Here is a 14,729-nt window from a genome sequence, read left to right as displayed (position 1 = left end):
AGAATTCAAGTTGGGGGTCAACGTAATGACGACGATCAAGCAACATAACGATAGACAAGCCGTAGATGTCGTGAAGGCTGCGATGCAGGAAGCGGGCATGGCGCCCCGGAATCTGCGGCGTGAAGATATTGAGCTGCTGGCGCCTGCGGGCGATTGGGATTGCATGCGGGCGGCGGTGGCGAATGGGGCGGACGCTATCTTTTTCGGCGTGGAGAAGTTCAATGCGCGGGCACGCGCGAACAATTTCCAGATGGACGAGCTGCCGGAGATTATGGCGTTTTTGCATAGCTATGGCGTGAAGGGATTTTTGACGTTCAATATTCTTGTATTTGAAAATGAGCTGGCGGACGCGAAGGAGCTGATCGATGCGTGCGTCACGGCCGGGGTCGATGCGGTCATCGTGCAGGATCTGGGCCTGGTGAAGCTGATTCGCGAGATTTCGCCGGATTTCCCGATTCACGGCTCGACGCAGATGACGATTACATCGCCGGAGGCAGCTTCGTTCACGAAGCCGTACGGACTGGAGCGGGTCGTGCTTGGGCGCGAGAACAATCTGAAGCAGATTCAGAAGATCGGGGCCGAGGCGCAGCTTCCGATGGAGGTGTTCGTGCACGGCGCTTTGTGCGTGTCGTATTCCGGACAATGCCTTACCTCGGAAATGTGGGGCGGGCGCTCCGCGAACCGCGGGGAATGCGCGCAGGCGTGCCGCCTGCCGTATGACATGATGGTCGACGGGGAGCATCAGCCGATGGGCGATGTGACGTATTTGCTGTCGCCGAAGGATCTGGCGGCGCTGGATCTCGTGCCGGAGTTGATTGAAGCGGGCGTGACGTCGTTCAAAATCGAGGGCCGCATGAAGCAGCCGGAATATGTGGCGAATGTGGTCAGCAAGTACCGGAAGGCGATTGATGATTATTTCGATGGCCGCTGGACGGGACCGACGAAGGAAGAGGTGCGCGAGCTGCAGCAGAGCTTCTCGCGCGGCTTCACGCACGGCTTCCTGAAGGGAACGAACAACAAGCAGCTCGTGGACGGCACGTTCCCGAAGAGCCGCGGCGTCTATCTCGGCCGCGTCGAGCAGGTGCTGCGCGACGGGGTCGTGTGCAAGCTGGAGGCGCCGCTGAAGCGCGGCGACGGGATTGGCTTCGACGCGGGCGACCCGACGAAGAAGGAGGAGGGCGGCCGCGTGTACGACCTGCGCCGCAAAGGCGTCAAGCTGGACGGCGAGGCGCAGGAAGGCTGGCAGGTCGATATCGTGCCGGGACGCCACGATGTTGACCTGCGGCGGGTGAAGGTTGGCGACCGCATTTGGAAGACGAGCGATCCGGCCCTGGACAAGCGCATGCGGGCCACGTTCGAGACGGAGAAGCCGTATCGCGTGTTCCCCGTGCATGTGCGCGTGGAAGGCCGCGCCGGCGAGCCGCTCCGCACCTGGTGGACCGACGTGCCGAAGGGCACGACGGTACAGGTGGATTCGGAGCTGGCGCTGGAAGCGGCCCAGAAGCGCCCGATGGATCAGGCGCTTCTGGAGGAGCAGTTCGGCCGCCTTGGCGGAACGGTGTATCAGCTCGAGCGGCTGGACGTCGCCCTGGAAGGCGACATCATCGTGCCGATGCGAGAGCTGAATGCGGTCCGCCGCCGGGCGGTGGAACTGCTCGCGGGCGAGCGGCCGAAGCCGCCGGTATACGAGCACCGCGACGTCGACGTCTACGGCGGTGCGGTGCGGGAGCACACGGCGGTGGAGCCGGGCCACGCGCGGCTGACGGCGCTGTGCCGTTCGCTCGCGCAAGTGGAGGCGGCCGTGAACACGGAGGCGGAACTCATCTACGCCGACTTCGAGTTCATCAAGCAGTTCCCGGCCGCCATCGAGGCGTGCCGCGCTGCCGGCAAGCCGATCGCGCTCGTCACGCCGCGTATCCATATGCCCGGCGAAAATGGCTACCACCGCAACATCCTGAAGCTGAAGCCGGACGCGGTGCTTGTCCGCAATACTGGCGCGCTGCAGTTCTACATGCAGGCGAAGGCCGAAGCCGCCGAGCGGGGCGAAGCCTTCCCGCAGCTCATTGGCGACTTCTCATTGAACGTCGCCAACCATAAGGCGGTGGAACTGTTCGCCGCCTCGGGTCTGGATTGCATCACGCCGTCCTATGACCTGAACATTCAGCAGATGGTCGATATGCTTCGACATAGCGACACCTCTTTGCTTGAGATCGTTATTCATCAGCATTTGCCGATGTTCCATACCGAGCACTGCGTCTACTGTACCTTCCTTAGCGAAGGAACAGATTACACGAACTGCGGCCGTCCGTGCGAGGAGCACCGCGTCTCCCTGCGCGACCGCATCGGCATGTCCCACCCGGTCCGGGTGGATGAGGGCTGCCGCAATACGGTCTACAACGCCATTGAGCAGTCCGGAGCCGAGTACATTACCCACTTCCTCGACTTGGGAGTAGGCAGCTACCGCGTCGAATTCCTGGAGGAAACGCCAGAACAGGTTCATCAAGTTATCGACCTGTACGGACGCGCTCTCCGTGCCGAGATCAGCGGCACCGAAGTATGGCGCACGTTGAAGGCGACGAACCAGCTCGGCGTGACGCGCGGGCAGTTGGTGAAGTGAGGTAATTCGTATTTGGACAGGGCCTTCTTTTGATAAAAAGGAGGCTCCTGTTTTTTGTTTTGTCGGATTTTCCCCGAATTCCGGCAAATAGTCCCTCTTTCCTGTATAATAATCAGTAATGAAAACCGATGATTTTAAGAGAACGGTGAAGGAGAGGAATACGTCTATGAAAGTCAGAAAGGCAATTATCCCTGCTGCAGGGCTTGGCACTCGCTTCCTGCCAGCGACAAAAGCAATGCCTAAAGAAATGCTTCCAATTGTAGACAAACCTACAATTCAGTACATTGTCGAAGAAGCAGCAGCATCTGGCATTGAAGATATTATTATTGTGACAGGAAAGAGCAAGCGGGCTATCGAAGATCATTTCGATAACGTATTCGAACTGGAGTACAAGCTGCGTGAAAGCGCTAAGCTGACATTGTTAAATGAAGTACAGAAGTCGTCGGAATTGGCAGATATACATTACATAAGGCAAAAAGAACCTCGTGGACTCGGCCATGCTATCTGGTGTGCCAGAAAGTTTATTGGTAACGAACCCTTTGCCGTTTTGCTGGGGGATGATATCGTGGAAGCAGATACCCCTTGCTTAAAACAAATGATAGATATTTACGAAAAGCATGAAGCTTCCATTGTGGGGGTACAGCCTGTTCAATGGGAAGAAGTGTCTCGTTATGGAGTCGTTGCGGGAGAACAGATGAATGGACGACTGCTCCGAGCAAAAGAACTCGTTGAAAAGCCATCCAGGGACCAAGCGCCATCGAACTGGGCGATCATGGGCCGTTATGTTTTGTCCCCACGGATATTCGAATTGTTAGAAAGGCAGGAAGAAGGGGTAAACGGGGAGATTCAGCTTACGGACGCCATTGCAGACTTATGCAGAGAAGAGGAAGTACTAGCGTACCATTTCGACGGACATCGTCATGATGTGGGGGAGAAATTTGGGTTCATTAAGACGAACTTGCACTATGCTATGCAGCGTCCAGAATTAAAAGATGATTTACTTCGTTACTTAAAAAATATTATTAAACAGTATGAAGAACAAGAACTAAATGTTCTCAGGTAATAGAAAGGGGGTTGCCCACAAGTCATCTAGCGTGACAAAGGGACAACCCCTTCTTTATTAATTACTTTAAAAATCTCATTCCAGCAACTTGCTCAACCTTCTCTTTTTCTTCAGGGTCCACACTAATTAACTTATCATACCATGTCTGATCGACTTGGCCGTTTTGGATTGTCGCTCCGACATACCAGCGGGCTAACTTTCGGTTAGCCGCATTAGAAAGGTCCTCGTTCAGGTAAGGCTTCATTGCTTCCGCCCCCTGCCCAGGCTCGCCTTTCATAATATATGCCCGGCCAGCATTCATGGCCATCGAGCTCGTCACTTTGAACTCTCGTCCCTGAAGCTGCCCTTCCGGCAAAGTTTTGAGATGTTCTACACCTTGTTCGACGTGGCGCAAGGCTTCAATAATCTCGTCCATATATTCATTTTTCTTTTCTGGAGATTCATTATAAACGATCATCCCTTGACGCAAGGTAGCATCCATGTACTTGTCGTACCATTCCATATCCCAAGGGAAGCCCTCAGCATTTTCGGAGTATACCTTATAAAGTTCCGAGTCCATTCCCTTTTGCTTATAAAGCTCTATCAACCGTAATAGCAATAATCGGTTTCCTGGTTGTTTTTCAAGCGCCTGTTGCAACGTATGCTCCGCTTCAGCAAAAAAGGCTTCGTCTCCTTGCTGTGCGTATACTTGTTGGAACAAGGCAGCTTTCAACTCAGCATATTCAGGCACGGTTCCCCGTATTTTTAGAGCCTTATTTAAGTAATCCATTGTTTGATTAAAATTGCTCGTTTCATTCAGGACTGCTCTCGCTTTCGCATAAGAGCTGGATGCTTGAATAAATAATAGAGAAGTGATGAACATTATTATTCCAGCGATGCCGTAAATAATTGCCGCAGCCGTCTTGAATGTACTTGGCTTTATTTTCTTAAGTGGGTCCGTTGAAATTGATGCCGCCATACCTCCCAAGCTAATAAAGACGATAATCCCGATATAAACATAGCTCATATTAAAATCCATCACGCTATGTACCAAAATGCTTGTCGCCAAAATGAAATACATGAAATAGCTATTCCGCTTCGTCTCTTCCGCGTTACGGAAGGATTGAACGTACTTCCAGTAAACTATTCCGAGAAAGGCAATTAATATAATGAAGCCGAGAAATCCGGTCTCAACGAGATACTGCATGTAGTAGCTGTGAGCTTGGGCTGATTCATACGGGTTATTTTGGTACTTTTCATACAATGCGCTCCAAGCGCCGCCGCCTGCACCGAAGACAGGATAGTCTGCCACCAGCTTCATAGAGTCTTTATAGAACGTAATCCGCTCAAGCACGCTGTGCTGTTGGAAGTTGATTGAACTTAGACGCGAAGAGATACTTTCCGGCAGCAAATTTTTGAGGCCAGTTCCTAGCAAAAAGATCAACAGCACTCCAGCAATGATGGTTCCCCCTACAGGAAGGATAGCATTGGCCCACTTCTTCATTGAGAAGCCTTCCAATTTACGTTCCAACCATGGTGCAAAGAATCGTTGTACAATCCAACATAATACGGCACATGCAGCGGATGCTCCAATAATATAGAGCCATCCTTTCAAGGAGGAACTGCCCGATTCGTTCAGATGTACTTTAATGCCGATATCCGATACTATATTTAAAATAACTAATGTTGCCACGCTGCTGATGGCCAGATGCACAATCCACAGAATCTGCCGTGCCGGATTTATAAATAATAGAACCACAATAAATACAACTGGCAGCAGCACCAGACCGCTACGAGAAAGGGTTAGAAAAATAGATAGAATAATCGGTACCAGCATAAAACCGTGAACCGCATGACTAAAGGTATTACGGGGTGTAGTTAAATAGAATACGGCTATAAACAAGAATGCCATCAGATAGGCAACATATGTATTGGGGTACTGGAACACCGATGCAAGACGGGGCCCATTCGCATCCACCCATATTGCTTGATGGTAAAGTCCTTCAGAATTAATTTGTGAAAACCAGCCAATCAACGCTGCAGCGAACTTTCCATTCCCCAGCCAGTTCATCAAACCAAACCATACAGTGGCATAGGCAGCTCCGGTTAATGTACTTTGGATGTAACGATTTAATTTCCCATCATTCAATATATAATAGGAAAGAGCGAAAAATACGGCGTACGCAAACATAATGAATATCGCATTTACAGCCAAGTAACTGGAAGTTGCAAAAAGTGACGAAACTCCATAAGAAATTGGCAGTAAAAATACAATGAGAGATAGGAAATCTATTTGATTACTGCGATTTTTGAATTGAAGTAGAAATCCGATCGTAAAAAAGGATAGAATAGAAGCTATAAGAATCGACCAATATATCGGTTTTTCGAAGTATGCTGACTGTCCATTGAACAAACCAAATTGAAACGGTGCCCATAGTAAAAACAAAATCAGAAAAATGCTGATTCCCCCACGATAAAGTGGGATTTTGTCGTTTTTCTGTTTGGACTTTTTAGCCCCGTAGCCATATGTAGACAAAGTTTTATTCTCCTTTACATTAAGTTACGATATTTATAATATCACAGCTAAAATCAAACTTCCATTAAGCTAGAAAGACAATGGATTTTTTCAACCTCAAATATTATATTTAGGAGATGATTCAAATGTAATGGTTGGGTACAAAATTGTTTAGAATAATAAAGGAGCTTAGTAATGAAGAAAAACATTCAAAATTTTCTTAAATACAAAGATCTACTACTCGAACTTATAAAAAAAGATATCAAACTAAAGTATAGAAACTCATTCTTAGGTGTACTGTGGAGCATGCTGAATCCATTGTTGATGATGATAGTTTTAACTGTTATTTTTTCCACAGTATTCAATAATCATATTGAAAATTTCCCTGTGTATGTATTAACTGGAAGAATTGTTTATCAATTTTTCTCAGAAGCCACTAGCTTTGCAATGGACTCAATACATGCCAACAGTCAACTAATTACAAAAGTATATGTTCCAAAGTACTTTTTTCCTTTATCAAGGATATGCTCTTCGTTCATTACGACTTTGATTTCGACAGTACCTTTATTGTTTGTTATGCTGGTAACGAACATTTCCTTCTCTTGGGTAAATATTATGTTTATAGTTCCATTATTGTATTTGCTTGCAATTTCTGCGGGAATTGGACTTCTATTAGCGTCAATCACAGTTTTTTTTAAAGATATGATGCATTTATATTCTATTGTGCTAATGATCATCATGTATATGACACCAATTTTTTACCCTGCGAGTATTATTCCAGCAAAGTACATGCCTATTATAAAATTGAATCCCTTGTATTCTGTGGTGGAGATGTTTAGAGATGTTGTTATATACGGACAATTACCGGGCTTAGGGTTGCATTTGATTTGTTTAGCTTACATATTCGTTTATGGAATTGTGGGCGTGTTCGTATTTTATAGAACACAAGATCGCTTTATATACCATTTATAAAATGAGGACAAGATATGAATGATAATACGGCTATAGAGGTAATCAATGTTTCAATGCGCTACAGACTAGCAACAGAGAAAATTACTTCAATGAAACATTTTATTATAAAAAAATTGAAGAAAGAAATAACATACCAAGATTTCTTTGCTCTAAAAAACATTGATTTTTCCATTAATAAAGGAGAAGTCTTTGGAATAATTGGTATGAACGGAGCAGGCAAAAGTACGCTCCTAAAGATAATAGCAGGAATATTGAAGCCTACCTCTGGAGAAGTAAAAATTAAAGGCTCCATTGCTCCCCTTATTGAATTGGGGGCAGGTTTTAATGGTGAGCTTACTGGGATGGAGAATATATATTTGAATGGACTAATATTAGGCTACTCTAAAAAATTTTTAAAGGATAAAGTGGATGAGATAGTTGAATTTTCTGAATTAGAAAAGTTCATTTACACTCCATTAAAAAACTACTCATCAGGTATGAAGGCTAGGTTGGGATTTTCCATAGCTACGATTATTCAGCCTGATATATTAATCGTCGACGAAGTTCTTTCAGTTGGAGATATAAAGTTTCAAGAAAAAAGTGGTGACAAAATTAGGGAAATGATTGAAAATGGCACTACAGTTTTGTTTGTATCCCATTCTATGGATCAGATGAAGAAGCTATGTAATCGGGTTCTGTGGCTTGAAGGAGGGAAAGTGGAGAACATTGGGGAATCGTCATCTGTTTTAGATTTGTTCATAAATAAAAATAAATAATTTTTGGACTCAATATACAAAAACAGAAAGCATGGTGGAATTATGAAAGTCTGTGTAATTGGTCTTGGTTATATTGGGCTGCCAACGGCAGCAACTCTAACGAACTGTGGATTTAACGTTGTAGGAGTAGATATTAATTCAAATGTAGTTGAAATGTTGAACATGGGGAAAATTCACATAGAAGAGCCAGGTCTAGGACAGATTATAAAAACAGCTGTAGAAAAAAAATTGTTCTCTGCCTCCAATATCCCAGAGGAAGCAGACGTTTATATTATTGCCGTACCAACTCCTAATAAACATGACTCTTATATGAGTTGTGATTTAACATATGTACTAGACGCTTGTCGCTCTATATTTCCGTATATTAAAAATGGAAGCACTATAATAATAGAGTCAACAATTGCGCCCCGATCAATGGATGATATTATCAAGCCTCTCTTTGAAAAGAATGGATTTTCTATTGGAAAAGATATTTATTTGGCGCATTGCCCAGAACGTGTATTGCCTGGGAGAATTCTCACAGAATTAATCAATAACAACCGAATAGTTGGAGGAATTACAAAAGAATGTTCAGTTGCAGCAGCAAAGATATATAAGAGTTTTGTAAAAGGAGAAATAATCGAAACTGAAGCGAAGATTGCAGAAATGTCGAAATGTATGGAGAATACATTTCGGGACGTTAATATCGCACTCTCTAACGAACTTGTGAAAGTATGCAATGATTTAAACATTAATGCATTGGAAGTAATACGTCTGGCTAATAAACACCCCAGAGTAAATATTCATTCTCCAGGGCCAGGAGTAGGAGGGCATTGCCTTGCTGTAGATCCATACTTTATATATGCTAAGTCACCAGAATATGCAAAAATGATAAAATTATCACGGGATATTAACAATAGCATGCCACAATTTGTGGTAGAGATTTCAAAAACGATTCTTAGTGACATTCAAAATCCTCAAATTGCAATTTTCGGTGTAACATATAAGGGGAACGTTGATGATTTAAGAGAATCTCCGGCAATTAAGGTAATAAATTTACTGAAAAATGAGGGGTTTCAACTAGCTATTCATGATCCTCATGTAAATCGCCCGGATTTCGTTACCTGTTTCGAAGCTGCCGCGGGTTCCGACCTTATACTAATACTTTCTGACCACGATGAATTTAAAGATCTTAATCATAGAGAAATAGCAAAAATAATGAGAACACCAAGGTTATTAGATACAAAAAATATTATTACTCCACAATTAGATTCTAATCTAGAAATAATAAATTTCGGGAGTGCTTTTGAGTATAAAAATAAGTCAATGGTGAACGAGAAAACCCCCTTTTTCATGAAATGAAGTATTTAAGGGGCTTGGTAGGAGGAGAGGATTTTGGAATTTCAAATTAGGCTCAGGGATGAGACTATTATTTCTGGGTATAAAGATGAGTATATTACGAATGTAATTAAAACTAATTCTGATTATTATGAGATTGCAGAGTTAAAAAGATTTTCGATTTATATCCCAAATAAGTCAATTATATATGATATCGGGGCTAATATTGGGAACCATACCATTTATTTTTGTAAATACTATAGGCCCCAAAAAATATATGCTTTTGAACCAGTTCTAAGTAATGCTGATCTATTGGAAGAGAATGTAGCTTTAAATCAGCTTACTGATATCGAAATTATTCGTGCAGCTGTAGGGAGCGAATCAGGTAAAGCTGGAGTTTCTGTAAATGAAAGAAATATGGGAGAATGTAAGATTACTCGTGATGATACGGGCACAGTGGAAATTGTTTCAATTGATGAGTTGAATATTGAAAAACCGGATTTCATAAAAATTGATGTCGAGGGTAATGAATTAGATGTTCTTAGGGGAATGGAAGAAGTTTTAGCCTCGTCTAATCCTACAATTTGGATAGAGATAAATAACCATTTTGATGAAGTTGATTCTTTTTTAAAGAAATACAAATATGAACTTATAGATATACATCATTTCAACTATATTTATATAAAGGTCGATAACTTGGATAAACGTTTAAATATAACACAAACTTTTAAGGAAAATGTGGTCTCACAGTATAAACAGACTTTAATTGATAAATGGAACTTAAATAAGTGGTTAAGTGCAGAAAAAGAAAAATTAAAGAAATCTGAACAAGAATTAGTACGTGAAAAAGAAAAGTTTAATTTAGAACAGAGAAATAATTTGAATATTATAAATGGGCTCAGGTTGGAGCTAGAAGAAAAGCAAAAAGAAATTGAAAATATAACTAAGAAGAATGAAGTTGAGAATCAAAAACTCTATAATAAAATTTTATATCACATAGAAATGGAAAGACGGGCACTACAAGAAATTATTACATTAAAAGAACACTATAGGATAATTGAATCAAGATATAATCGCCTAAAGAAATCATTACCTGGAAAAATTGCGGTAAGAATTTGGAAAATGGTAAAAAAATAAGGTGAGAGAGGGCTTAGGAAAGTGAATATAGACTTGATCGAACGAAGACTACAAGAATTGTTAAAAGAAGAGCGAAGCTTACGAAGCAAGTTAGATATAAGAAACATTAAATACAATAAAAATGAATGGGCACCTTCTACCTCAGAGGTAATATTAAATGATCATGAAATTGTTATAGAAGGAAATGAAACTACTCATTGTTATCTATCATACCTGGAGAAGAACAATAGTTTTGATATTAAGCCATCAACCTCAATTTTTCCCAAACTAAATTTATATAATAGATTATTTGTTGATTTTAAAGGAGAAGTGTTAGGGGAATGTGATATTAAATTGTTTATTATAACGTATTCCCAAGGACAAAAAGCAGAAACGCATTGGTTAGATATAAATAACCATGGCGAGATAGATATTAATAATGTTGATGATATGAGAATTTCACTACGAATTCAAGGAAATGGAACGATATTACTAGATTCTATAACTTTAAAGCCATTATTTGATTTTTTCTATAATAATACAAAAAATGGGGAAAATACAACTCCTAGACGCAAAACCAGACAATTGAAAGTTGCAATGGTTGTAGATGAATTTACTTATGAAAGTTTTAAATATGAATGTGAGGCTATATATTTAAGTCCAAATAACTGGCTAGAAACTTTACAAGAGACGGAGCCGGACTTTTTTTTCTGTGAGTCAGCATGGAGTGGAAAAGATCCTGACACCCGCGAATGGAAAGGTAAAGTTTATAGCAGTATTAATTTCAAGAAAGAGAATAGAACAGAGCTACTAAACATTATTCGTTATTGCAATGAGAATCAAATTACGACTGTATTCTGGAATAAAGAGGACCCTACTCATTTTGATGATAAAGTACATAATTTTGTTGATACAGCATTGAAATTTGACTATATATTTACTACCTCTGAGGAATGTGTAGTTCGATACAAGGAGGAGTATGGACATAAAAAAGTCTATCCGTTAATGTTCGCTGTTCAACCGAAGCATTTCAATCCAATAGAATCTTATGAACGAACTGATGATATAGTATTTTCAGGGAGCTACTATAAACAGCACCCAATAAGATGTGAAGAAATGGAGAGGATTTTTGATTTAATTATACAACAAGATGAGCAGAATCTTATTGTATATAATAGACAATCCGAAAATCAGGACGAAAACCACATTTTCCCTGAAAGATTCAAACCGTATCTGAGGCCCAGAGTTCCCTATACTCGTTTAGATAAGGCTTATAAAGGTTCCAAATATGCAATAAATATTAACACTGAAGTAAATTCAAAAACTATGTTCGCTCGGCGAGTATTTGAGTTGATTGCGTCAAATACTTTAGTAATTAGCAATTATTCAAAGGGCTTAGAATGGCACTTTGGAGAATTGCTATTTTTACTTGATGTCAACAACCAAGAAGAGAGTAAGAGAGTAATAAGTAAGTTAAAAGAGACTAATTATCACCAGCATCGACTCAAGGCTCTTCGTTATGTTCTTAAAAATCACACGTATGAAAAAAGAATGGAATATATATTGGATATTATCGGAGTTAATTCTGAGAGAAAAGAATCAGAAGTCTGTATGGTTATATTTTCTAAAAATGGGAATGAAATCGAAGGCGCGATCAGTTTATTTGAAAATCAAAATTTCCCTAATAAGAAGTTGTTAATAGTATTAACTGAGGAAAATTCGATTGAAACTGCAAGATATGTAGTGAATTATGCTAGTGAAAATATTTTTCTGCTAGATCTTCATTATTTCAATAAATACAATCGTAGCTTAGAAGATGTAATTGATGCCGATTACGTATCCTTTATGGATACAGAATTCGATTATGGAAGTAATTATTTGTCCGATATGATTTTGAACTATACGTATCTGAGTAATGAAACAGTAGTTACAAAAAAACTAGAGTGTAAACCTTATACTTTCGTAAATGAAGGATTACTACATGCTTCTATTTTCCCAAGAAGTGCACTTAAGTATTATGAATTTAATATTAATGGTGAATTTATAAAAAGGCTATTTCAGTGCGGGTATACTGTATTCAACTGTGACGAATTTAATGTTTTATATCCAGAAGGAAAGCGAGAAATTAACCCAGTATCGATAAATATTTAATTAGAGCAGGTGTGGAGATTATGTATAAATTAAGCATTATAATTCCAGTCTATAATGCTCAAAAGAAAATTAAAAAAACTATTTCGTCAATATTAAACCAAACAATGGATTTAAACGATATTGAAGTAATATTTGTAGATGACTGTTCCACGGATAGGTCTGTTGATATAATCCAGACATACTGTAAACAGTATGAGAATTTCAAGCTTTATCAATTGGAAGAAAATTCAGGGAGTCCCTCGAAACCGAGGAATTATGGTATTCACAAAGCAACTGCGAACTATGTTATGTTTTTGGATGCGGATGATATTCTAAAAGAAAATGCATGTAATCTATTATATTTTGAGGCCAGTACTAATAATTATGATCTTGTTCGCGGATATATAGAAGTAATACGAGAAGGAAATCAAATAAGTATTTCAAACCGTTTAGAGCAAGTACATCATGCTACTTTGTCAACATCAGATTTACTAAGTGAATTAGTTTCAAAACAAAGTACTACAATTGAAGGGATCTATAATAGATATTTTTTACTGAACAATAGTATTACCTTTGATGAAAATATACGATTGGGGGAAGATACTCTCTTTTTAAATAGATGCTATGCTAATACAAAAAAAATTCAATACATTGATGAGTGTATTTATCAATATGTTAAGAGAGATGAATTAAATAATGTTTCTTCTACACAAAGATATGGCTCTAAAGAACTTAATGATCACTTACATGTTTGGAGAGAAACAAGAAAAATATTAAAAAAAGTTGGATTAGATTATTACAAATTACGAGTACACATTGGAGTAAAGACTGCATTAGAGAGTATTTTGAACTATTCGAATGGGAGTCTTCCAAATCATGATTTTAATAAATTTAGAGATTTTTTGTTGGAAAATGAATTTATTCTCTCATCAATGAATTTAAGTGCTAGAGTACAGGGGATATTAGAAAATATTTTAGATGGTGACTATGACTCTTTTGTTCAGAATACAAAAAAGAGAATTTTAATAAATGGTTATGATTTAAAGTTTATTCGGCCCCTCATACCATTTCTTGAAAAAAAATATGAGATAAAAATTGATGAGTGGAAAGGCCATAATATTCATGATGAGCGTCAAAGTAGAGAACTTCTCGCTTGGGCGGACATAATTTTTTGTGAATGGCTTTTAGGAAATGCTGTTTGGTATTCGAATAATAAGTCCAGTGATCAATTATTGTTAACACGAATGCACCGTTTTGAGTTATTTTTAGATTTTGCAAATAAAGTAAACTTTAAAAATGTAGACTATTTTATTTCAGTCGGTCTATATTATCAAGAAGAATTTATCCGAGAGTTTAATCTTCCACGTGAAAAAGTATTTCTGATACCTAATCATGTTGATGTTGAACGATTTGAAAGACCGAAAACGCAAAATAATATATACAATTTGGCCCTGATTGGAATTCTTCCTTTACGCAAACGATTAGACTTAGCAATAACTATTTTAGAAAACTTGCTTATATATGATTCGAAATTCAAGTTACATATCATTGGGTCAAAACCAGAAGAAGTGCCATGGCTTTGGAACATTGAAAGTGAGAAAAAATATTTTGAGCAAGTGTATAAAAGAATTAATAGCAATCCTACATTACAACATGCAGTTATTTTTTCTGGCTGGCAAGACAGTTCAGAGTATCTCAAAAATATTGGGTTCGTACTTTCTGTAAGTGATTATGACAAGCCTGAAAGTTTCCACTTAGCACCTGCGGAAGGTATGGCTTCAGGGGCAATAGGATTACTATTAAAGTGGCCTGGAGTAGAATATATTTATCCACCGGAGTATACTTTTGATAATATAGAGGAGATTACAAAGAAAATACTTGAATTATCCCAAGACAAGGGGGATTTTGATTTGTTTTCAGATCAAGGGAAACAATTTATAACTGAATCTTATAGTATTTCTAAAATTGCAGATCAAATGGATATTTTAATACAAAGAGGTTACTTACGTAAAAGTTAACAAAAACTCTCGTTCAAGACAATGAACTATTAAGTATAAGTATCCCCTTTTCACGACTAAACTTTTTAAGACTAAAATCAAGCAATTATAAAATCAGTAATAAAAAACATTTTAGAAATAAGAAAAATACTTCATTTGTAGTAATAGGGAAGGATGGTTCTCTTTCTAATGACAAGCGATGCCGTAAATTATTCCAACTGCATGGATATTAGCATTATTAGATGAATTAAAATCTCCATTTGATCCA

Annotated in this window: 9 protein-coding genes; 8 read left to right on the top strand and 1 reads right to left on the bottom strand. The window is 39.8% G+C overall.

Annotation, left to right across the window (positions count from 1 at the left end; translation table 11 throughout):
* Positions 1–97 precede the first annotated feature (97 nt).
* Positions 98–2,617 carry a U32 family peptidase gene (locus NNL35_RS00045; RefSeq protein WP_040729634.1) on the top strand — a complete coding sequence of 840 codons (2,520 nt, stop codon included), beginning with the start codon at positions 98–100 and terminating at the stop codon, positions 2,615–2,617.
* 166 nt (positions 2,618–2,783) lie between these two features.
* Positions 2,784–3,680, top strand: coding sequence for a UTP--glucose-1-phosphate uridylyltransferase GalU (gene galU, locus NNL35_RS00040; RefSeq protein WP_006674720.1), 897 nt, complete (start codon positions 2,784–2,786; stop codon positions 3,678–3,680).
* 61 nt (positions 3,681–3,741) lie between these two features.
* On the opposite strand, the gene NNL35_RS00035 is transcribed toward galU, so the two are convergent.
* On the bottom strand, positions 3,742–6,195 hold the full coding sequence (locus tag NNL35_RS00035; protein ID WP_006674719.1) for an O-antigen ligase family protein: 2,454 nt from the start codon (positions 6,193–6,195) through the stop codon (positions 3,742–3,744).
* Positions 6,196–6,369: 174 nt separating this feature from the next.
* On the opposite strand from NNL35_RS00035, the gene NNL35_RS00030 reads away from it, so the two are divergent.
* From NNL35_RS00030 to NNL35_RS00005, 6 genes are read left to right on the top strand one after another with little or no spacing between them, the layout of a single operon-like run.
* Entirely contained in the window at positions 6,370–7,146 is a 777-nt protein-coding gene (locus NNL35_RS00030) for an ABC transporter permease (RefSeq protein ID WP_006674718.1), read from the top strand.
* A 14-nt stretch (positions 7,147–7,160) separates the two neighbouring features.
* Positions 7,161–7,901: an ABC transporter ATP-binding protein gene (locus NNL35_RS00025; RefSeq protein WP_006674717.1), complete on the top strand. Its 741-nt coding sequence runs from the start codon at positions 7,161–7,163 to the stop codon at positions 7,899–7,901.
* 42 nt (positions 7,902–7,943) lie between these two features.
* Positions 7,944–9,242, top strand: coding sequence for a nucleotide sugar dehydrogenase (locus tag NNL35_RS00020; RefSeq protein ID WP_006674716.1), 1,299 nt, complete (start codon positions 7,944–7,946; stop codon positions 9,240–9,242).
* Between the two features lie 33 nt (positions 9,243–9,275).
* The gene (locus NNL35_RS00015) at positions 9,276–10,355 is read left to right on the top strand and encodes an FkbM family methyltransferase (protein ID WP_006674715.1); all 1,080 of its coding nucleotides are present in this window, start codon (positions 9,276–9,278) and stop codon (positions 10,353–10,355) included.
* Between the two features lie 57 nt (positions 10,356–10,412).
* Positions 10,413–12,485, top strand: a complete 2,073-nt coding sequence (locus NNL35_RS00010; RefSeq protein WP_254552813.1) for a CgeB family protein — start codon at positions 10,413–10,415, stop codon at positions 12,483–12,485.
* Between the two features lie 20 nt (positions 12,486–12,505).
* Complete coding sequence (locus tag NNL35_RS00005) at positions 12,506–14,482, top strand: glycosyltransferase (protein ID WP_006674713.1); 1,977 nt, start codon at positions 12,506–12,508, stop codon at positions 14,480–14,482.
* Positions 14,483–14,729 lie beyond the last annotated feature (247 nt).

The organism is Paenibacillus dendritiformis (assembly GCF_945605565.1).
Classification (GTDB): Bacteria; Bacillota; Bacilli; order Paenibacillales; family Paenibacillaceae; genus Paenibacillus_B; species Paenibacillus_B dendritiformis_A.
The sequence above is the reverse complement of the archived record's forward strand: the minus strand, read 5'-3'. Positions and strand labels throughout refer to the sequence as shown.